Source organism: Arthrobacter ulcerisalmonis, assembly GCF_900609065.1.
GTDB lineage: Bacteria > Actinomycetota > Actinomycetes > Actinomycetales > Micrococcaceae > Arthrobacter > Arthrobacter ulcerisalmonis.
In genome coordinates this window covers 14,010-33,962 of sequence record NZ_UXAU01000008.1, presented here as the reverse complement: position 1 = coordinate 33,962, position 19,953 = coordinate 14,010, and the positions used below count along the sequence as shown (strand labels likewise).

Genomic DNA, 19,953 nt, shown 5'->3' with positions numbered 1-19,953 from the left:
GAGTGAGCGTGACCAGTGAGCAGTAGCGAAGCCTCCACACAACGGATTCCCCCGTTTGTGTCTTTGGGGTCGGCGCGGTCTGCCGCTGTACCGGCCGCAGCACCGGCACGTGGACTCAGCCAGCCGAACGTCCCTGTACGCAACGCCAAGAGCGTTTCACGTGAAACAACCTCTGGCGGTAGAAGCAACGTCATGGATGCGATGGACGATTCCAGTCCAATCGCCAAGGAACTCGCCCATGAGACCAAGCGGCGGGAAAAGTTACTTGGGCGTAAGCTGCCCCGCCCAGCCAAGACCCGCGTGTTTACCGTCTCGAATCAAAAGGGTGGGGTGGGAAAGACCACCACCACTGTAAACATTGCCGCAGCTCTCGCAGCGGCCGGGTTGAACGTCCTGGTCATCGACATCGATCCCCAGGGCAACGCCTCGACGGCACTCGGCATTGAGCATCACGCTGAGGTCGACAGCATCTACGACGTACTGATCAATGACGTTCCGTTAGCGGATGTGGTGGCTAACTGCCCTGACATTGATAACCTGCAGTGCGCTCCCGCCACCATCCACCTGGCTGGCGCGGAGATTGAACTGGTGTCCCTGGTAGCTCGGGAACAGCGCCTTCGCCGGGCGATCGATCAATATGCCAAGACCCGGGAAAAAAATGGCGAACCTCGGCTCGACTACATTTTCATCGACTGCCCGCCGAGCCTGGGACTGCTGACGGTCAACGCGTTCTGTGCAGCCGGTGAGGTGCTGATCCCCATTCAGTGTGAGTACTACGCACTCGAGGGCCTGAGCCAATTGCTCAAGAACATTGAGATGATCCAGAAGCACTTGAATGCAGACCTGGAAGTGTCCACGATCCTGCTCACGATGTATGACGGGCGGACCAACCTGGCAGCCCAAGTTGCTGCAGAAGTTCGCACGCATTTCCCTGAGAAGGTTCTCTCAGCAGTTGTCCCGCGTTCGGTGCGGATCTCGGAAGCGCCAAGTTACCAACAAACCGTGATGACGTACGATCCCTCATCCACCGGGGCACTTTCCTACCTGGAAGCCGCTGCCGAAATAGCAGAACGCTAGACTCTTCGATCACCGCAACGACACTTGATCCGGGTACATCCTGGTTCACTGGAGGGATTAATTCATGAGCGAGAAGCGACGCGGCTTAGGTCGCGGACTTGGCGCGTTGATTCCGAGTTCCGCCGGGTCCAGCGACGGTGGCAACGGTAGCTCCGCTTCCAGGCCCGTGGATCTGTTCTTTCCCGAAGGACGGCGGAAGACGGAACCAGTTCTCGAGAAGTCCGAGCCAAGCGATATTGTGGAGCTCGCCAAAGTTCAGGATGCGCCAGCCAAGGAAACTACGCGCCCCGCTGCAAAGAAGCCAACCGCCAGCAAATCATCCGCGACGTCCGGCTCCCCTGTGTCTGGCGCGAAGCAAGACGATGCTCAGACTACCGTTGTGGCTGAAGCGGCGCCGCCGTCCGCACCGAAGTTTGAAAGTCCAGACGTAGAACTCGTCGAAGTTCCCGGAGCACGATTCGCTGAGATTCCTGTCGGTGATATCCATCCGAACCGTAAGCAGCCCAGAAGTGTCTTCGATGAAGACGACATGGCGGAGCTGGTTCACTCTGTTCGTGAAATTGGCGTCCTCCAGCCAATTGTTGTCCGTAAATCAACTGATAATAGTGGTGAACCCTATGAGCTGGTTATGGGTGAGCGTCGGTGGCGGGCAGTGCAGGCCGCTGGGCTGGAAACAGTGCCTGCAATCATCCGCGAAACAGCTGATGACGATCTTCTTCGCGATGCTTTGCTGGAGAACTTGCACCGAAGCCAGCTGAATCCCCTCGAAGAAGCTGCCGCGTACCAGCAGCTCCTCGAAGACTTCGGTACCACGCATGAGCAGCTCGCGGACCGTATTGGTCGGTCCCGTCCTCAGGTTTCCAACACCCTGCGACTCTTGAAGCTCCCGCCATTGGTCCAGCGTCGCGTTGCTTCTGCCGTCTTGTCGGCCGGGCATGCCCGCGCTCTTCTCTCACTCCCGGACGCCGCAGCTATGGAACGCATGGCGCAGAAGATTGTTGCCGAAGGTATGTCTGTTCGAGCGACAGAAGAAGCCGTTACCCTGTATCAGGATCCCACCAAGCCGGCCAAGAACAACATCCCCCGTCCCGGCGCTCGGCACGAACGGCTGGACTACCTTGCGTCGTCGCTGTCGGACCGACTGGATACCAATGTGAAGATTTCCTTGGGCGTTCGCAAGGGCAAGGTCAGTATTGAGTTTGCGAGCGTTGAGGATTTGAACCGAATCATGGATGTTCTCAGCCCGGGATCCACTAGTTGATGTAGTTTTACTTGTTCATAGAGAGGTCCCAGATTTCTGGGGCCTCTCTTTTTGCCTGGTGACATCAATTTCCGTGGATCACTGCTGGGACTGGCGATTGATGCATCGCTTTCGCGGATGCTGCAAAGCCACCTGAGCGGCTGTGATGCTGCCGGTTAGCCCTTCTCAGCTGTGCTCAGCCTGAAGGTCTCTAGCCTAGGACTGCAAGTCCCGGAACAGCTTCGTTCAGACGTTGCGGACACGCCGCATGGCCCCTTGGGGTATCTGATAGTAACCGGGGCGGGCAGCTAGTCTGAATCGCTAGAGTCTGCTGGTGAGCCGCGCAGGGCGCTGCGTGGGTTCGACGGCAGGGATACCTCTCCTAGCTTTAGATCGGAGCCCCTGGTAGCGTTCTACCGCCCATTATGGGTACGTGCAGGTCCTATGGGCGGGCCTCATTCACTCCCCTTAGACCCGCAGGCCAATATTGTTGGAGCTTTGGTAGTAGTGCCGTGCAGGGTAGAGTCCTCCAGGTCTACGCGCCCTACTTGTTGTTTCACGTGAAACATGACACCGGCTACTGAGACGCAGGTATTGATCATTCTATTGCCTCGATTCTGAGCTCTTTTGCGTCACCTAGGCAGTCCAATCCGGCGCCAGGAAGTATGGTGTGTGAGGTGAATGCTGAAAGATTTCGGTACCAGCAGATACTGATAACCTCAACGTTTCACGTGAAACAGTCCAGGCTCAAAGAACTGAGCGCTACAGCGACTGTCGTAGGATAGTCGATGTTTCACGTGAAACATGCACCATGTTGGGTGGACTGGTGGTGACCTATTCGGTGTCAGCCGGCCAGTCCTTGAATAAAGGCGATTCGCCAAGATGCCGTGCGCTGGGCAGCGGACGATCCGACTGACACTGCAATGATCACTGCCAAGAGGTGACCGCGACCTTCTCAACACCGACGGGAGGTGGTTTGCAAATTATACGCTGGAAACTGGCATAGGCTTGACAGCAAAAGCTTCACATTGTTGGGGTGGGACAAAGTCACGGAGAACTTCACCTGGCGGCAGTTCAGCGTGAATCAGAACTAGGTTATGCCTTTCATTGCTCGGCATGATCCGCGCGCGGACGCACTTCATCTCACATGGCGGATTCCTCAGATCACGAGCCAGAGCTGCCGACTGACTCCCCCGTCCTCAGCGGGGTTCCAACCACTCCACAGACGGAGGGACGAGGACACTATGCACTTCATCTATTGCCAGGCACACGGGGAAGTATGATCTGACTTCAGATCGGGTGAAAGCAGGAATACAGGGTGTGGGTGCGGGTGGTCTTTGATGGATCGGAACTTTTGACGCAGGCATTCGTGCTTCAAGTGTGAGAAGACCCCGATTCGAGGCTGTCAGCAATGTCTCTATCGTTAACAATCCGGCTGTGCATCTACCTGTGGATTATGTGGATCGGAGCTGTGGATAAGTCTGTGCACATCATCATCAAACTAGGTAGGACCCTCTGACGAGATATGGTCGATTCTGGTCGACTCCTTTGCGCTGACTCGCCAAAGGCTATCGTCTTGAATACGAACACAATGTGCTGTTTCACGTGAAACATTCTGGACTAATCGTACAAGCGTATTTGGTCGCAAACGCAGCAGTTCAAGCAAATTTGGCGCTCTACTATGGTGGGCCACCGACGCCCGCCTAGTATTTTTGGAGCCGGAACATTCCCGGTCAAATGTCTATTCGGCTGGCTCAGTTGGTCGCGGCTTTTCACTAAGTCAGCTCGACAATCTCGACTGTGGATAGTCCTGTGGATAACTCTGCTCCACACTGTGGACAAGGAGCGAGGGCACTGCCGTTCTATCGCGTGGTCGGAAGCCACATCTCCAGCAATCCTTCCCCGAGCGACTGCGGGTTGCACCATCGTGTTCGGCTTGGGCCCAGCAACTTGTCCCTGTTCTTGCTGTCACGCCTCGCCCGGTCCTGGGCGGACTTGTCCACAGCGCTGTGCGCCACACGAGAGGGTGACTATAGGGACGGTGCTCAATTCGTTTGGGCCAGCCCCTCACACCCTGGCCCCCTCGCCTCGGTGTCAAGGAGCGGTTTGTTTGCTTGCGATTCCCAGCCAGTGTTTCATTGCTCCTTGTCCTCCCCTAGGCGGTGGATGGCTGGATGATTGGACGGCGGGATTCCCGGCCTGTCTGGTCTGGCACGTCCTATGTCGATAGGTCTGGGACAAATGTGGATGTCTCGATGTGGTGACCAGCGACGTGCTGTTTGAGACGCTGCGGGAACGACGTGTAGGCAGACGAATTGCGCTGCTCGTGGCATCGTGTTCCCGGTGCACCAGGCAATGGGCAGTCGGCGTGTAATGCGCTGACTGGATGCTGTCGCAGGTCAGACTACATTTGGTCTTCTGGCCAATGTGGGAGGAGCGAGACGGGAGCGGTGACCTGATGGCTGAAACCTGGAGTGTTGTACCCAAATGGCAGGGTAAGATGCGGTTCTACACGCCGCGAATGTTTCACGTGAAACAGACCAGATCCATGGGACCTGGTGGGCAGCGTCAACGCAAGCAGAGATTACATCAGTAAATTCGTTCGGTGGAGTAGGTGTGCCCTAAGGCACATGTGTCAGCTGCACAGCCCTGTCGGTGGGTACACAGAGGGGTGGGCGCCCCAGCCTCGCACCCAACGTTTTCGTTGTAGGAAATATCAGGTTCTGCGTCTAGCTAGATTGTTGTTGCTCGCCAGCATACTTCTGGGACGTCTGGATACTATGGGCAAGGTCCATCGCTAGGGCCTAGACGAGGCACCAGGGCTCTAAGGCTGTCGCTGTGGACATGAGCGGGTTACGGTATCCAGGGGCGGTTCAGAGTAGCTGAGATCCAAAGTCACAACATAGCAGCGGCCTCCATGAGCAGCGATTGCCGGAGGCGGCGGCTCTGATGCCGGACACTCATGATCCGACTGGCGAAATCATTCGGATTAGCGTGATCGGCGGACGGATTTCAACCTTGAGCCACTCACCATAGTACTAGAACGGCCAGGTGCCTCCAGACTCTATTCTCTTACCCAACGTTGGAGGACATTTATTCACGGGATATCCGGCATGTGTCCGGCAAAACTATGTCAGCAGTGTTGGGGGAACCTGCTTTCTGACGCGTGACGGCTCCCACCGTGGGTCCTATGGCCCCAGAGCTAGCGCTCCATCCTGTTATAGCGTTGTCTCACTGGAGGCGCCGCAGTCGACATATCGCGCCTCCCCGCGGATCTACGCCGGTGTGGAAGACCATAGTTTTCGCAGAAGTGCGTGAACTCGAGGTAGTTTTCTCATAAGTAGCGGCTCCAGTGCGTCTTTTCTGTGGTGCGCTGACATTCTTTGCATGGGTCCAGAGGCTTCCAGAGCTCGGCTACGTTCTTGAGCGTCGATGTTTCACGTGAAACATCGACGCTCTGCGGTTTTTGTCGTGTGCCGAGCCCTCGCAACTGAAGACAGCGCTGCCGGCAGTCCTTTAGAGTCGGCGAGTCCATCAACGTTTCACGTGAAACATCACCACGCTCTTCCCATGCCGATGTTTCACGTGAAACAGGTGAGAGCTCCGCCTGGCAGCGTTGAACACTTAAAGCAGAAGGGAGTGGTCGCCGACTTTCCGGCGACCACTCCCCGCTTCACTGCTATCAGCAAACCAGTGGACCAAGATCCATTCGCTGATTAGGACAGAACGTCCGCGAACTCCTTCTCGAAGAACTGCTTCGGCTTGGCGCCGATGACGGTGCTCTTCACTTCGCCGCCCTGGAACAGATAAACGGCAGGAATCGACGTGATGCCAAACTTTGCGGCGATCTCCGGGTTGTCATCGACGTTGACCTTCACCACGTCAACCTTGTCGGCGTACTCCACCGAGATTTCATCCAGGATGGGGCCCAGCTTGCGGCAGGGACCACACCACTCGGCCCAGAAATCTACAATGACAGGTTTCTCGGACGAAAGGACATCCGTGCCGAAGCTTGAATCGGTTACATTTTTAGCGTTGCTCATAATTCTTCCTTCTCTCTTCGTACGTGACGGGGTTGTTCAGGCTGGAAGATCAGCCAAGTAGTGTTCCACATCGAGGGCGGCTACACAGCCGGACCCGGATGCGGTGATCGCCTGACGGTAGGTCGGGTCAATGACGTCACCCGCTGCGAAGACACCAGCAATGCTTGTCTTCGAGGTACGTCCCTCTACCGCGATGGTGCCCTCGGGAGTGAGGTCGAGGATCCCTTTCACCAGGTCCGTACGGGGATCGTTGCCAATGGCGACGAACACGCCGGTAACTGCCAGCTCAGAGACGGTTCCATCGACCAGGTTCTTGAGCGTCAGCCCAGTTACCTTCGGATCGCCAAGAACATCCTCAACGGCGGTGTTCCACACGAAGTTGATCTTCTCGTGCGCCAAGGCGCGGTCTGCCATGATCTTCGAGGCCTTGAGGGTGTCACGCCGGTGGATGACGGTGACGGAGTTCGCGAACTTGGTGAGGAACAATGCCTCTTCCATAGCGGAGTCTCCCCCGCCGATGACCGCAATGTCCTGACCCTTGAAGAAGAAACCGTCACAGGTTGCACACCAGCTAACGCCGTGTCCAGAGAGCCTCTTCTCGTTGGGCAGCCCCAGCTCGCGGTACGCAGAGCCGGTCGACAGAATAATGGCCTTCGCCTGGAACTTTTCGCCCGTGGCGATGGTCACCGTCTTGATGGGCCCTTCAAGGTCCAGCTCGGTGACGTCCTCGAACTGGATTTCCGTGCCGAAGCGCGCCGCCTGCTTTTCGAAGTTTTCCATGAGGTCCGGCCCCATGATGCCTTCGGGGAAACCGGGGTAGTTCTCCACGTCCGTGGTGTTCATCAGCTCGCCGCCGGCAGTGACTGATCCTGCCAGCAACAGCGGCTGCAGGTTCGCTCGGGCCGTGTAGACGGCTGCCGTGTATCCGGCAGGACCGGAACCGACGATGATGACATCACGTACGCCTGGCGCCGTGTTCTCTGCACTGCTCACTGAACTACGAACCTCTTCCTAGATTGACGCGCCCCGTTGGGGCCGGCCACATGGCACAACTGGTAATTGGCGCTGAATATTCCAAGCTACTGCAACGCCACAGCCGACGAACGGCGCTTGATTTGCCGAACTTCCAGATTACCGTCGAAGCGCTCGAACGCCTGCGGAGCTTCACCACACTCCGTCACACCACTGACAGGGAGGTGGGCTACTGGACCTTGATCTCGGCAAGCCGCAGGCCGAACCCGTACCGGGTCTTGGGCTGGGCAAGCTTCGGCAGGGCGTTGATGGCCACCAGGACATACTTCGACTTGGCGGGCTCGGCCAACGGGATATTGAGATCCATTGAAGTGAAGCTGTTTGTACCCACAGACTTTGCACCCTCAAGAGTTGGGGTGTCGTTCGTGTAAATGGTCAGGTTGCCGCCGGAGCCGCCCAGCTGCGAGAGCGTAATGGAGGAAACAGTCGCTGCTTCCTTCAGCTCGATGGCCAGCGTGACCCCATCAGGTGCCAAACCACCCCAGCCTTCCGTGGCGAACTCCATGTCTGACCAGTAGCTCGCTGCGTTACCGTCATAGGCCTTGACCAGATCGCCATCGAACGTTGCGGCGAAGTCGAAGTTGCCCAGCCGGGTCACCCTGGCGATGGCGGGCGGTACCACTGGGGCCGCTGAACTGGGAGCCTGCGACGGCGTTTCCCCGTTGGTGGTTGCACTCGAAGCCGACGGTGTACTGTCAGCCTGCGGAGCTGATGGCGTGAGCCTGCCAAGGTTGGTCACCGCAAAGATCAGGCCAGCAACAAGGACGACGGCGAGCAGCCCACCAACCAGCCATCGCATGGACCGCGGCTCGCGCTCGTCTGTGTCATCGGCATCATCGAATTGTGCCGGCGGTGCTCCCCCAGCTGCGGCAGCACCTTTGGTGAACATTGAAGGACGCCGCTCAGCGGGCTCAGGATCTGCCGCGGGAACGTCGTTGTACTCATCCGACGTGTTGGCCTGGGCATAGTCGTCTTCAGACCAAAGGGAAACCTTGGGGTTCTCCGCAGGTTCCTCTGCAGGGGGCTTGGGAGTTGGTGCCGTGAAGGCAGGCGGTGCCGGGACCAACGGGCGTGCGGGAGGTTGCACTGGTTGGGCCGGCGCAGTGGGGTACGGGTCAACCTGGCTGGGATACGCCTCGGCGTAGTTGATGTACCCGGCCTCGACGTTGTCTTCTTCGTCATCGTACGGTTCCGGCTCGTTGGACCGGGCCTGGCCGAAAATTTCGCTGCCCAGGGTGTCCGTGAAGAACGGCTCAACGTAGGGCGGATTGGAGGCAACAACAAGATCCAGAAGGTCCGCAGCGGAGGCGTGATTGGTGATCAGGTAGGTAGCGTCCTCGCTGACCCCCAGATCCAAGACCTGCACGGTCCCGGGACGCTCCCCGGTGGCCACTTCGCGGGCACTCTGGGCAACCTGTGCGGCGTTGTCCGGCCCGGCCACCAGAATGCTGACGGGACGGTTCAGGACCTGATCCACACCATCCAGCACCAGATCGTGGTCGTGCGAGGTCAGGACTGTGGCAGTGACCTTGTAGCGGCCGCCCAGGACTGATCCGACTTCGATCGGGTTGGACACGTGTTCCTCCTAGACTGTCCGGGATTGCCGGCTCACGTTTTGAAACCGCCGTTCGCGGAGGAAACCCGGTGGCTCCCCTGGTCCAACGACCCTTATATCACCTCTGATCCTATCCGATTGGATACCCGGAGCCCGGGAAACCAGCCGCCGCACGCAAGGGATCCTTTACTTCCTTCGTGGCCGCCGCGCCGAGAAATAAGGGTTCTGACCGGCTTTGCCCTGGAAGGTCCGACGGCCGGGAAGCGGAATCCCTGCCCGCAGCCTGCCCGCCTGGGCCGTGCTGGGCTCGTCCTCCTCCGGCAAATAGCCGCCGGCAGGTTGTTGCCGGGGACCGTCGTCGTACGACTTCGGTGCGCGCTCCGGCATGGGCCCCGCGCGGAACGACGCGGCGTCGAACTCACCGGAAATCCGAGGGATGAGGCCGGTGTCCAGCGAGGTGGTGGCGCGCTGGGGCGTCTCCGCAGCGCCTGCCGCGGCACTTTGTGGGGATCCCGACGTCGGACCTTCCGGCGGAGGAACGGCACCGCCGCCACGCCCGAACCGGCCCATCAGCGGCCGGAGCATGTCCCGGAGTTCGGTGACGTGGAAAACCCGCAGCAGCAACAGGTACACCACCAACATGACAGGACCCACCACCACCACCGTGAGTAGCGCTGAAAGCCGGTCCTGCCAGGCGAATCCGTCGAGGCTGTAACTCCCCATCAGCCAGAGAGCGCCCGCGCCAGCGATCGCGGAACCGAGTGCTGCGTAGCCCATCCGGATGTAGGAATTAGCGATCCGAGGGCCGTCGAGGTGTCCCAGGAGCCGGCGGAGGAAGACGGCGCTGATGACCACCGACAGGATGTTTCCCGCCATGTACAAGATGGCGATGGCGTAGATGATCTGCCCCACCGGCAGGAACTGGATAATGAAAGCGCCCACCACGTAGACCACCGCGAGCAGCAGCTGGACATAGAACGGCGTGCGGGCGTCCTCGTTGGAGTAGAAGACCCTTGACATCATGAAGTTTGCGCTCAGGAACGGGGTGCTGAGGGCAAGGATGGTGAGCGTCTGCGCCAGCATCACGCCGTCCTGCCGCGAGCCGCCCGAGAAAAACATGCCAAGGGGCCCGGCCAGCGCAAACAGGGCCAATGCGCCGAAAACGGTCGCTACCGCCATGGTGCGCAGCCCGTGCGAAAGAGCGTCCCGGAGTGCCGTTTTGTTGCCGTCCTGGGAGGCCCGCGTCATCCGGTTGAAGAGCACCGTCGCCAGCGACAAAGCGATGATCGAGTGCGGCAGCAGGTAAAGCTGGCTGGCGACCTCCAGGACCGCGTTGCCGGGCAGGTTCTCCGCGCCAGGGGCGCCGGCGTCGCGCAACCTCAGCCGCTCGGCACCCGGGATCGTGGCGATCCGCATGACATACAGGAAGGCCAACTGCCCGACGGCGGCCGTCAGGAGCGTCCATACGCTCAACTTGGCAGCCTGGCCCAGGCCTACGCCGCGCCAACCAAAGCGCGGCCGAAGGCCCAGTCGCAGCCGAATCACGGGGATCAGCAGGATGGCGGTTTGGGCCACCACGCCGAACGTGGAGAATCCAGCAATCAGCAGGGTCTGGTCCGGGCCCCAGTTCGCCAGGGTGTGGGGGCTGAACTCGTTGGTGCCGAACAGCCAGATGAACATGCCCAGGCCGCCGATGGCCACCAGGTTGTTCAGGATGGGAGCCCACATGGCGGGCCCAAAGGCGCCGTTGGCATTGAGGACCTGGGTCAGCAGCGCATAGAGGCCGTAGAAGAAGATCTGTGGCAGGCACCAGAACGCGAACGTGACGGCCAATGCCTTCTGCTGCGGGTTGTAGCCCTGGGTGGTGAGCTCAATGACCCACGGCGCCGCCAACGTCACCAAGGCCGTCAACCCCATCAATAACAGGATGGCCAGGGTGAGCAGCCGGCTGATGTAGTCGGCTCCCCGGTCCGGTGCCTTGCTGGCCTTGATGATCTGCGGGACCAAAACGGCGTTGAACACGCCACCAGCCACCAGGAGGAAGATTAGGTTGGGCAGGTTGTTGGCGTTGATGAACGTGTCATTGACCGTGGAGCCGAGCCCCAAGGCCGTGCCCAACATCCAGGTCTTGCCAAAGCCCAGGAAACGCGACACGAGCGTACCTGCCGCCATGATGGCACTGGAACGCGTTTCACTGGCTCCCGCTGCAGCCCGATCGGGTGCTGAGGGAACTGTCCCGGCAGGAACGCCGTTTGGGTCGGCGTCGGACTGGCGGCCGGACTTGTCGGGGGAAAAATTGGTGGCAGGCATCGCCTTTATCGTCTCACCCGAACAGGTCCAGTGCGGCCAGGCGGCCCCGTTGTGCCCACGCGAGGGAAGCCTCAGCGGTGGTTGGGAAGGACCTCGCGGGCCAGATCGGCGATGCGCCGCTCATTGGGGAAGGACAGTTTCCGGGCCAATTCCTGGATGGGAACCCAGGCCACGTCCACAGCTTCCTGGTCCGGGTCATTCTCGATGGTCAGTTCGCCACCGGTGGCCCGCAGGAGGTAGTGGTGAACGGTCTTGTGGACTCGATGCCCACTGACGGTAAACCAGTAATCGATACTGCCCAACGGCGCCAGAATGTCGCCTTCGATGCCGGTTTCCTCAGCGATTTCGCGGACCGCAGCCTCTTCGTTGTTTTCCTTGCCCTCCGGGTGTCCCTTGGGAAGGCACCACTCCAGGCGTCCGCCGCGATTAAGCCGGGCGATGATCGCAACCCGCAATTCGGCGTCGGACGTGTCAACCACAACACCGCCGGCAGACACTTCCTCCACAGTGGGCAGGGAAGCCGGTGCCGAATGCTGGGCAGGGGCAACGTGCGCACCGATTGCCGATGGCAATGGTGCGTTTGTCCTCCTGCCGGGAGCGCTCGGTACTGGGTGGGCCATGGAGTCCACTCTAACGACTGTTGCCCGATCGTGATGACCGGAACATGACTCCACTATGGACAGCAGATGGCCACCTTTGCCGGTGGCACACGGAATCCTTGGCGAACTTGCCGAAAATGGCCTGCCACGGCGCGGATTTCTGACAAGCTTAAGCAACTATGGCGCACCAACATCACAAGATTGATTCCCACACCGTCGACTTCAAGGTTGACCCGGTGGTCCTGGAGCTCGGCCAGCGCTTTGTGGACGCCGGCCATGAGCTCTCGCTGGTGGGCGGACCGGTGCGCGACCTGTTCCTTGGCCGAACCTCGCTCGACCTGGATTTCACCACCGACGCCACCCCTGACCAGACCGTGGCGCTCATCAAAAAGTGGGCTGACAACTTCTGGGAGATCGGGCGCGCGTTCGGCACCATCGGGATGCGCAAGTCCGGGTTCCAGATCGAAATCACCACCTACCGGGCAGAAGCGTACGATCCGGACTCGCGCAAGCCCGTAGTGGCGTTTGGTAACTCCCTCACGGACGATCTCCTGCGCCGCGACTTCACCATCAACGCCATGGCCCTCAAACTACCCTCCCTGGAACTCGTGGATCCGTTTGGTGGCGTGCGCGACCTGCACGCGTCAATCCTCGCCACGCCCGGTTCCCCCGAATCATCGTTCTCTGACGACCCGCTGCGGATGATGCGCGCAGCCCGGTTTGCGGCGCAGCTGGGGGTGGCCGTCCACGATGATGTCCGCCAAGCCATGGCCAACATGGCCGAACGCATCAGGATCATTTCGGCCGAACGGGTCCGCGACGAACTGGTCAAGTTGATCTGCGGTGCGCGTCCGCGGGTGGGCGTGGACCTGCTCGTGGACACCGGCCTGGCCGAATTCGTCCTCCCCGAGGTGTCCGCGTTGCGCCTCGAATCGGACGAGCACCACCGGCACAAGGACGTCTACCAACATTCCTTGCAGGTCCTTGAGCAGGCCGCCGGACTGGAAACCGCAGCAGACGGGGCGGTGCCCGGCCCGGATTTTGTGCTGCGGTTCGCGGCGTTGATGCACGACGTCGGCAAGCCGGCTACGCGTCGCTTCGAACCGGGCGGCGCGGTGAGCTTTCGCCATCACGACATGGTGGGGGCCAAACTCACCGCGAAAAGAATGAAGGCACTGCGCTTCGATAATGACAGCACCAAAGCTGTGGCCCGGCTCGTGGAACTGCACATGCGCTTCTACGGTTACGGCGAGGCCGGCTGGAGCGACTCCGCCGTGCGCCGCTACGTCACAGACGCCGGCCCACTCCTGGAGCGCCTGCACCGGCTCACCCGGTCCGACGTGACCACCCGCAACCAACGCAAGGCTGACAGGCTCTCGTTCGCCTACGACGACCTCGAAACCCGGATTGCCGTCCTCCGGGAACAGGAATCCTTGGACGCCGTCCGTCCGGACCTCGACGGCGCCCGCATCATGGAGCTGCTCGGCATCAAGCCAAGTCCCGTGGTTGGCCGCGCCTACAAATTCCTCCTCAATGAACGGATGGAAAGCGGGCCCCTGCCCCAAGATGAAGCGGCGGCGCGCCTCTTCGCCTGGTGGGCAGAACAGCCTGAATCCGTACCCGCCCAGCCTGATGCACCCACGCCGGCAGCCGCCGTCGTCCCTTCCCCAGCCCAGGAGTCCAAGTGACCGTTCCCGCCGTTTCCCCCCGCCCGCAGCTCTGGATCCTCCGCCACGGTGAGACCGAATGGTCCAAGAGCGGCCAGTACACCGGCCTGACGGACCTGCCCCTGACCGTTGAGGGCGAACAGCAGGCGGTGGATGCGCGCAAGGTGCTCGATACTGTCGATTTCGACTTGGTGCTGACATCTCCGCTCCGCCGGGCCCGGCGGACCGCGGAACTTGCCGGCTTTCCGGCCGCGCAACAGGAACCCCTGGCGGTGGAGTGGAACTACGGTGACTACGAAGGCATCAGCTCCGACCTCATCCGCAAGGACAACCCCGAGTACCTGATCTGGAAAGACGGCGTACCCAATGGCGAATCCCTTGACCAGGTGGCGGCCCGCGCCGACAAGATCATTGCCCGCGTGTTGGAGTCGGGCATGGACAACGTGCTGATTGTGGCGCACGGGCACTTCTCCCGGATTCTGACGGCCCGGTGGCTTGAATTGTCCCCCGTTGAGGGGCGGCACTTTGTGTTGGGAACTGCAAAGGTCTGCACGCTCGGATGGGACAAGAAAACGCCTGCAATTGTCCGCTGGGGACTCTGAATTTCTTCTTTTCTGAATTAGCTGGTTTTCCAGTCAATTCTGGTGTACTTTTAATTTCAGTCCCAAGGCGCTCTGCCGGGACATTAGCCCGCGTCGCACCACGGTGTAGCGAACAACAGAAGAGGAGGTTGGGAAAATGATTACTTTGACTGGCGAATGGAAGACTGTCAGCACTGCACGCCCGGCCTCAGTTGTCCGTGAGCGTGGCTTCGCTGGCCTCCTCGGCGCGTAAGTCTGCCCCTTTTCAAGCTGACCCGGACCAACTGTCCGGGGCTGCTTGGCCCGCAGCAGTGATGGAGTTGTTGGACCCTTAGGTCGATAGCTTCGCTACCCCTGCTGTTGGTTGGCCAACGCTATTTGGCGCGTCCCCGCCTCTCCGGCGGGGCTTGACCCTGCTGGCGTTGTCCGGTTCTTTGGGCAGCCGTCTGGCGTTCGACGCCGAACGGATCCTTGGCAGGGCCTGCTTGCCATGGCCGTTGCCGGTTTCGCTGCCAGCGCGCATCCGCACCATTCCCGCATTTCCTTTTCCTGGCGAAATGCCCTGCGGTAATCGTGCCGCTTTTTATCATTGCCTTTTACTCGGGCAATAAGGGGTCTTATTGCCATGTCCGAATTCATCACTACTGAAAGGAGGTGATTTCCTTGGTGAAAAAACTTTCCGAGCTGTTCCTCGCCGTCTCCGGCCAGCGTGCCGGCCGTCGCGTTGCCCGGAAGCCATTCAACGGCGCCCGTCTCGAGCAGCAGCGCGACGATGTCTTCGTCATGATGCACCAGCAGATGTCAGGCCTGCGTTGACGAGCTGCCACTGGGCGTTGCCCTGGCGAGCTGCCCCGGTCCGGACCGGCGGTATGCTCGGGATCATGCAGGAGACCATGCCCCCGGAACGCCGCGGCGGGCCATCCCTGGTGGTCCCCACCAGAAGTGACAGCACCCTCCGTCAGTTTACGGAGGTGGTTGGCGGGCCGTTGGGCCGGCGGACGGATCCCGGAGTCATCGCACCCCGAATATTTACCGTAGAGCGGGTACTGGTGGTCCTTACCATCCTGGCCGCGCTGCTGGGGCTGGTACTCAAGGACTACTGCCGGGTCAACGGTTGGTCAACGCCTGGCCAGTTCTACGCCACCTGTTACTCCGACTTCCCGGAGCTTTTCCGTAGCCGCGGGTTGGCAGATGGACTCTTTCCCATCCTGGGTGCCGGCAGCCTTTTCGAGTATCCCGCCCTCATTGCCTTGATCGCCGGCGTTACTGCCTGGCTGGTACCGGGAACGGGCATCACCGATGCCCGGACCCTCGCCTACTTCGACGTGAACGCAGGACTGGTCGCGGTGGCAGCACTGGTCACTGTGCTGGTGACTGCCCGGCTTGCTGGGCGGCGGCCGTGGGACGCGGCGATGGTCGCGGTGGCGCCTGGCATCATCCTGGCGGGCACCATCAACTGGGACCTGTGGGCCGCTGCGTTGCTGGCCGTTGGCATGTACCTGTTCGCCCGGAACCGACCGCTTGCCGCGGGAATCCTTATCGGCTTGGCTGCCGCCACCAAGCTGTATCCGGTCCTGATCCTGGCCGCAGTGGTGCTGCTGGCCATCCGCACCGGCCAGAAACGCCCGGCGCTGATCACAGTAGGCGCGGCGGCAGCTGCCTGGTGCCTGGTGAATCTACCCTTCGTTGTGGCGAATTTTCCGGGCTGGGACTATTTCTTCGAATTCAATGCCAGTCGGGAAGCCGGCTACAGTTCGCCGTGGTTCGCTTTCAACCTCGCCGCAGCCCGACTTGGCGGTCCATCGTTGGACGTGAGTGCCGTTGATGTCCTTTCGTTGGGCTTCTTCGTGGTTGCGTGCCTGGGCATTGCCTACATCGCGTTGACCGCCACGCGCAGGCCCCGACTCGCCCAGCTTGCCTTCCTGATCGTCGCGGCACTCATCCTCACCAACAAGGTCTACTCGCCGCAGTACGTTATCTGGCTGATCCCGCTGCTGGCCCTGGCTCGTCCCAACTGGCGAGAGTTCCTCATCTGGCAGGGAATTGAAGGCCTGCACTGGGCCGCCATCTGGCTGTACCTTGGGCAGGTCACCAGTTCAGGCCCCGTTCAGCACAACCTGGACATGCCCTACTACGTCCTGGCTGTGGCGGCCCACATGGCAGCGGTGGCGTATCTCATGGCTCGGGTGGTGTGGGACATTTACCACCCCAGTTCGGACCCCATCAGGCGGCATCACGTTGACGACCCGCACGGCGGCCCCTTCAACAATGCCGCCGATGCGCAGTGGCTGTCCCGGCGCACCGGTCGTATTACCCAGAAACGGCAGGCCCGGACCGGTGCCTGATGTCACAGTAGTTGGCAGCGGGCCCAACGGGCTGGCGGCAGCAGTGGTCATGGCCCGGGCCGGGCTGAGCGTAGAAGTCTTCGAAGCGGCCCCCCGATTTGGCGGTGGAACCCGCACCGACGAGCTGATGCAGCCCGGCCACCTGCATGACATCTGTTCAGCGGTGCACCCCATGGCCCTCGCCTCGCCCTTCTTCAACGCCTTCGAACTGACCCGCCGGGTGGACTTCATTACTCCCGACGTGTCCTACGGGACGCCACTCGAGGGAGGCAGGGCGGCCGTGGCCTACCGCTCGCTTGATCGGACTGCCGCTGGGTTGGGCCGAGATGGAGCCGCCTACCGCTCACTCCTCGAACCGCTGGTGCGGGGCGCCGGCCAGGTCATGGACTTCACCCAGAACCAGCTCCTACGGCTTCCCAACGATCCAGTGATGGCCGCACGGTTTGGCCTGCGGAGCCTGGAACAGGGTTCCTTGCTGTGGAATGCACGCTTCCGCGAAGATCTGGCCCCGGCGCTCCTCAGCGGCGTGGCAGCCCATGTAGTGTCCCCGCTCCCGTCGCTGGCGTCCGCTGGTGCAGGTCTTTTGCTCGGAGCCCTGGGACACGCCAGCGGGTGGCCTATCCCCCGCGGCGGTTCGGTGGCGATCGCCAACGCCCTGGCTGCAGACCTCGCTGCCCACGGCGGTGTCATCCACACCGATTCCCCCGTGGAGCGGCTGGCGGAATTGCCGCCGTCGGCCGCCACCGTATTGGACGTGGCACCCCAAGGACTGTTGCGCATGGCAGCACAGGAACTGCCACCCCGCTACCGCAACAGCCTGGAGAAATTCCGCTACGGGAATGCTTCATGCAAGGTCGATTTCATCCTGTCTGATCCGGTGCCGTGGGCTGCTGCCGAACTCAGGGCCGCCGGCACGGTGCACGTCGGTGGCACGCGGGCGGACTTCGCGCAGGCCGAGCGGGACGTTGCCGCCGGGCGACACCCGGAGCGGCCATATGTGCTGGTTGCCCAGCCGTCAGGCTTCGACACTTCCCGCGCCCCGGCCGGCCAGCACACCCTCTGGACCTACTGCCATGTTCCCGCCGGTTCAACCACAGATATGACCGAGGCCATCACAGCCCAGATCGAACGCTTCGCTCCCGGCTTCCGGGATGTGGTGCTGCAGTCTCACGTAGTCACAGCGGCGCAACTGGGAGCCTACAACCGCAACTATGTGGGCGGCGACTTCAGTGCCGGTGCCGTAGACCTGCGCGGCCTGGTGCAACGCCCCATCATCTCCACGGTGCCGTGGCGGACCCCGCTCCGCGGCGTCTACCTGTGTTCTTCCGCCACACCGCCCGGTCCCGGCGTCAGCGGCATGCCAGGCCTGCACGCAGCGACCCATGCCCTGAAGGACATATTCGGCTTGTCCCGCCCCAATCTGGGCCTGGCCTCGGGCTAAGCCCGGAAACCGGCGCTCCGCTGGCCGAATCCAGCGTGCAGATCGGGGATAATGGCGCCATGGGGAATAGAACAAAGCTTTCACTGGCCGTCGCTGCATTGGTCCTGGGGACCTCACTCGTGGCCTGCGATGACGGCCGCAACGGAGCGGAATCGGCCGTGCAGGGCTTCGCTTCCGGAGTCTCAGCCCTGGACCTGGGGTCCGTTCCGTTCGAGGGCAAGGACTCCGCGGCCGCGACTGACCAGATCCGCAGTGTCTTTGCGGCCCTGGACCCGCAAAAGCCAGCAGTCCAGTCTGGAGACGTGACGGTGGACGGCAGTGAGGCCACCGCTCCCCTGACCTACACCTGGACGTTTGGTGCGTCGGAGTGGAAGTACACGGTGTCCGCGAAAATCAAGAAGTCCGGCGACAAATGGCTCGCCGTCTGGGACCCAACCACCTTGGCTCCCGGCCTGGCGGACTCGGAAATCGTCACCAAGGGCTCGCAATCTCCCCAGCGGGCCGACATTCTCGGTGCCGGCGACGTTCCCCTGGTCACCTACCGTCCCGTGGTGAACGTCGGGATCGACAAACCCCAACTTGGCAGCGCCGATCCCGCAGACTCCGCCGCAAAACTGGCTGCCCTGGTGGGCGTTGACCCCGCCACCTACACCGCTCAGGTCAAGGCCGCCGGGGCTGAGGCCTTCGTTCCAGCGATCACGCTCCGCGAAGACGGCCGCACAGTGACCAACGAACAGATTGCCGCCATCCCGGGGGCAAGGGCGATCTCCGATGCTGTCCCGCTGGCGCCGAGCCGCACGTTCGCCCGTCCCATCCTCGGCTCTGTCGGCGAAGCATCAGCCGAGCAGATCCAATCGTCCAACGGTGCCCTGACCGCCGGTGAAGTGACCGGAAATGGCGGATTGCAGCAGCAGTATGACAAGCAGTTGCGCGGAACAGACGCCCTGATCATCAGGGCCCAACGCGCCGACCTGACCCGCGAACAGATCCAGGCGGCAACCACAGACCCGCGCCGGACCCTCTTCGAAGTGGCGCCCGTTCCTGGCACGCCCCTGAAAACTACCCTGGATCAGCGTCTCCAGACGCTGGCCGAAACCACCCTGGCAAACGTTGGTCCGGCGTCGGCCATTGTTGCCTTGCGCCCCTCCAGTGGCGCCGTCCTGGCCGCCGCGTCAGGGCCCGGCAGCAACGGCTACAACACCGCCATGCTGGGCCAGTACGCACCCGGCTCAATTTTCAAGATGGTCGATTCGCTGGCCATGTTCCGCAACGGACTGACACCTGACTCCAAGGTGGAGTGCACCCCAACGCTCAACGTTGATGGCCGGACCTTCAAGAACTCCGAGGGCTACCCCGAGACCTCGCTGGGTTCCGTGACCCTCCGCGACGCCTTTGCACACTCCTGCAACACGGCCTTCATCGCCGCCCGCGATTCGGTATCCCAAACTCAACTGGAATCGGCAGCCACCGCCATGGGACTGGCCGTTGAAGCGCCCACGCTGGGTGCTGAGGCGTTCCTGGGGTCGGTCCCGGGCGAAGCGGCCGGCACCGAGCACGCCGCGTCCATGATCGGCCAGGGCAAAGTGCTGTTGTCGCCTCTCGCCGCAGCCATGATGGCGGGTTCGGTGGCCAAGGGCGCACCGGTTGCGCCGCAACTCGTTCTCAACCCACAAGCGGGGGCGCCTGCCGCGGGGACCGCCACGGGCTCGGCAGCCCCCGAAGCCCAGCCGTCCGCCACCGCTACCGGCAACGCGCCCGCCACCGCCTCAAGCCAGCCGATCACCGCAGCTGAAGCTGCCCTGCTCGCTGACATGATGCGGGCCGTGGTTACCTCCGGGCACGCAGGATTCCTCGCCAGCGTCCCCGGCGCGCCTGTCGGCGCGAAGACCGGCACCGCGGAGTTCGGCAAGGAGAACCCGCCCAAGACACACGCCTGGATTGTGGCCGTGCATGGCGACTTGGCCGTGGCGGTATTCGTCGAAGACGGCGGACTGGGCGCTACCACCTCGGGGCCCCTACTCAAGGAGTTCCTGACCGCCGCGGGCTAGCAGGCGCACTCCATG

The 19,953-nt window shown here is 61.7% G+C and carries 13 protein-coding genes; 8 read left to right on the top strand and 5 right to left on the bottom strand.

All coding sequences use genetic code 11. The features are described 5' to 3' along the window. Positions 1 to 15 precede the first annotated feature (15 nt). Positions 16 to 1,077, top strand: a complete 1,062-nt coding sequence (locus PSET11_RS00145) for a ParA family protein (RefSeq protein WP_124089552.1) — start codon at positions 16 to 18, stop codon at positions 1,075 to 1,077. Between the two features lie 64 nt (positions 1,078 to 1,141). Then, entirely contained in the window at positions 1,142 to 2,338 is a 1,197-nt protein-coding gene (locus PSET11_RS00140) for a ParB/RepB/Spo0J family partition protein (RefSeq protein WP_124089550.1), read from the top strand. A 3,695-nt stretch (positions 2,339 to 6,033) separates the two neighbouring features. Here PSET11_RS00140 and trxA read toward each other — a convergent pair. From trxA to PSET11_RS00115, 5 genes are all read right to left on the bottom strand, one after another. Beyond that, positions 6,034 to 6,360 carry a thioredoxin gene (gene trxA / locus PSET11_RS00135; RefSeq protein WP_124089548.1) on the bottom strand — a complete coding sequence of 109 codons (327 nt, stop codon included), beginning with the start codon at positions 6,358 to 6,360 and terminating at the stop codon, positions 6,034 to 6,036. 36 nt (positions 6,361 to 6,396) lie between these two features. Beyond that, positions 6,397 to 7,353: a thioredoxin-disulfide reductase gene (gene trxB / locus PSET11_RS00130; RefSeq protein ID WP_124089546.1), complete on the bottom strand. Its 957-nt coding sequence runs from the start codon at positions 7,351 to 7,353 to the stop codon at positions 6,397 to 6,399. Positions 7,354 to 7,561: 208 nt separating this feature from the next. Next, complete coding sequence (locus PSET11_RS00125; protein ID WP_124089544.1) at positions 7,562 to 8,968, bottom strand: protein kinase family protein; 1,407 nt, start codon at positions 8,966 to 8,968, stop codon at positions 7,562 to 7,564. 165 nt (positions 8,969 to 9,133) lie between these two features. Further along, the gene (murJ, locus tag PSET11_RS00120) at positions 9,134 to 11,257 is read right to left on the bottom strand and encodes a murein biosynthesis integral membrane protein MurJ (protein WP_124089542.1); all 2,124 of its coding nucleotides are present in this window, start codon (positions 11,255 to 11,257) and stop codon (positions 9,134 to 9,136) included. A 71-nt stretch (positions 11,258 to 11,328) separates the two neighbouring features. Beyond that, positions 11,329 to 11,877, bottom strand: a complete 549-nt coding sequence (locus PSET11_RS00115; protein ID WP_377947594.1) for an NUDIX hydrolase — start codon at positions 11,875 to 11,877, stop codon at positions 11,329 to 11,331. 158 nt (positions 11,878 to 12,035) lie between these two features. Here PSET11_RS00115 and PSET11_RS00110 point away from each other — a divergent pair, with 158 nt between their 5' ends. The 6 genes from PSET11_RS00110 (at position 12,036) to PSET11_RS00090 (ending at position 19,938) form a co-directional block, all read left to right on the top strand. Then, a complete protein-coding gene (locus tag PSET11_RS00110) occupies positions 12,036 to 13,544 on the top strand; it encodes a CCA tRNA nucleotidyltransferase (RefSeq protein WP_124089540.1) in 1,509 nt (502 codons plus the stop codon). After that, on the top strand, positions 13,541 to 14,125 hold the full coding sequence (locus PSET11_RS00105; protein WP_124089538.1) for a histidine phosphatase family protein: 585 nt from the start codon (positions 13,541 to 13,543) through the stop codon (positions 14,123 to 14,125). Before PSET11_RS00110 ends, PSET11_RS00105 begins: the two co-directional genes overlap by 4 nt. A 645-nt stretch (positions 14,126 to 14,770) precedes the next feature. Then, complete coding sequence (locus PSET11_RS16570; protein WP_160118932.1) at positions 14,771 to 14,920, top strand: hypothetical protein; 150 nt, start codon at positions 14,771 to 14,773, stop codon at positions 14,918 to 14,920. Positions 14,921 to 14,985: 65 nt separating this feature from the next. Further along, positions 14,986 to 16,449, top strand: a complete 1,464-nt coding sequence (locus PSET11_RS00100; protein ID WP_124089536.1) for a glycosyltransferase family 87 protein — start codon at positions 14,986 to 14,988, stop codon at positions 16,447 to 16,449. Next, the gene (locus PSET11_RS00095) at positions 16,442 to 17,890 is read left to right on the top strand and encodes a phytoene desaturase family protein (protein WP_124089534.1); all 1,449 of its coding nucleotides are present in this window, start codon (positions 16,442 to 16,444) and stop codon (positions 17,888 to 17,890) included. Before PSET11_RS00100 ends, PSET11_RS00095 begins: the two co-directional genes overlap by 8 nt. A 59-nt stretch (positions 17,891 to 17,949) precedes the next feature. Further along, positions 17,950 to 19,938, top strand: coding sequence for a penicillin-binding transpeptidase domain-containing protein (locus PSET11_RS00090; RefSeq protein ID WP_124089532.1), 1,989 nt, complete (start codon positions 17,950 to 17,952; stop codon positions 19,936 to 19,938). The last annotated feature ends 15 nt before the right edge of the window (positions 19,939 to 19,953 follow it).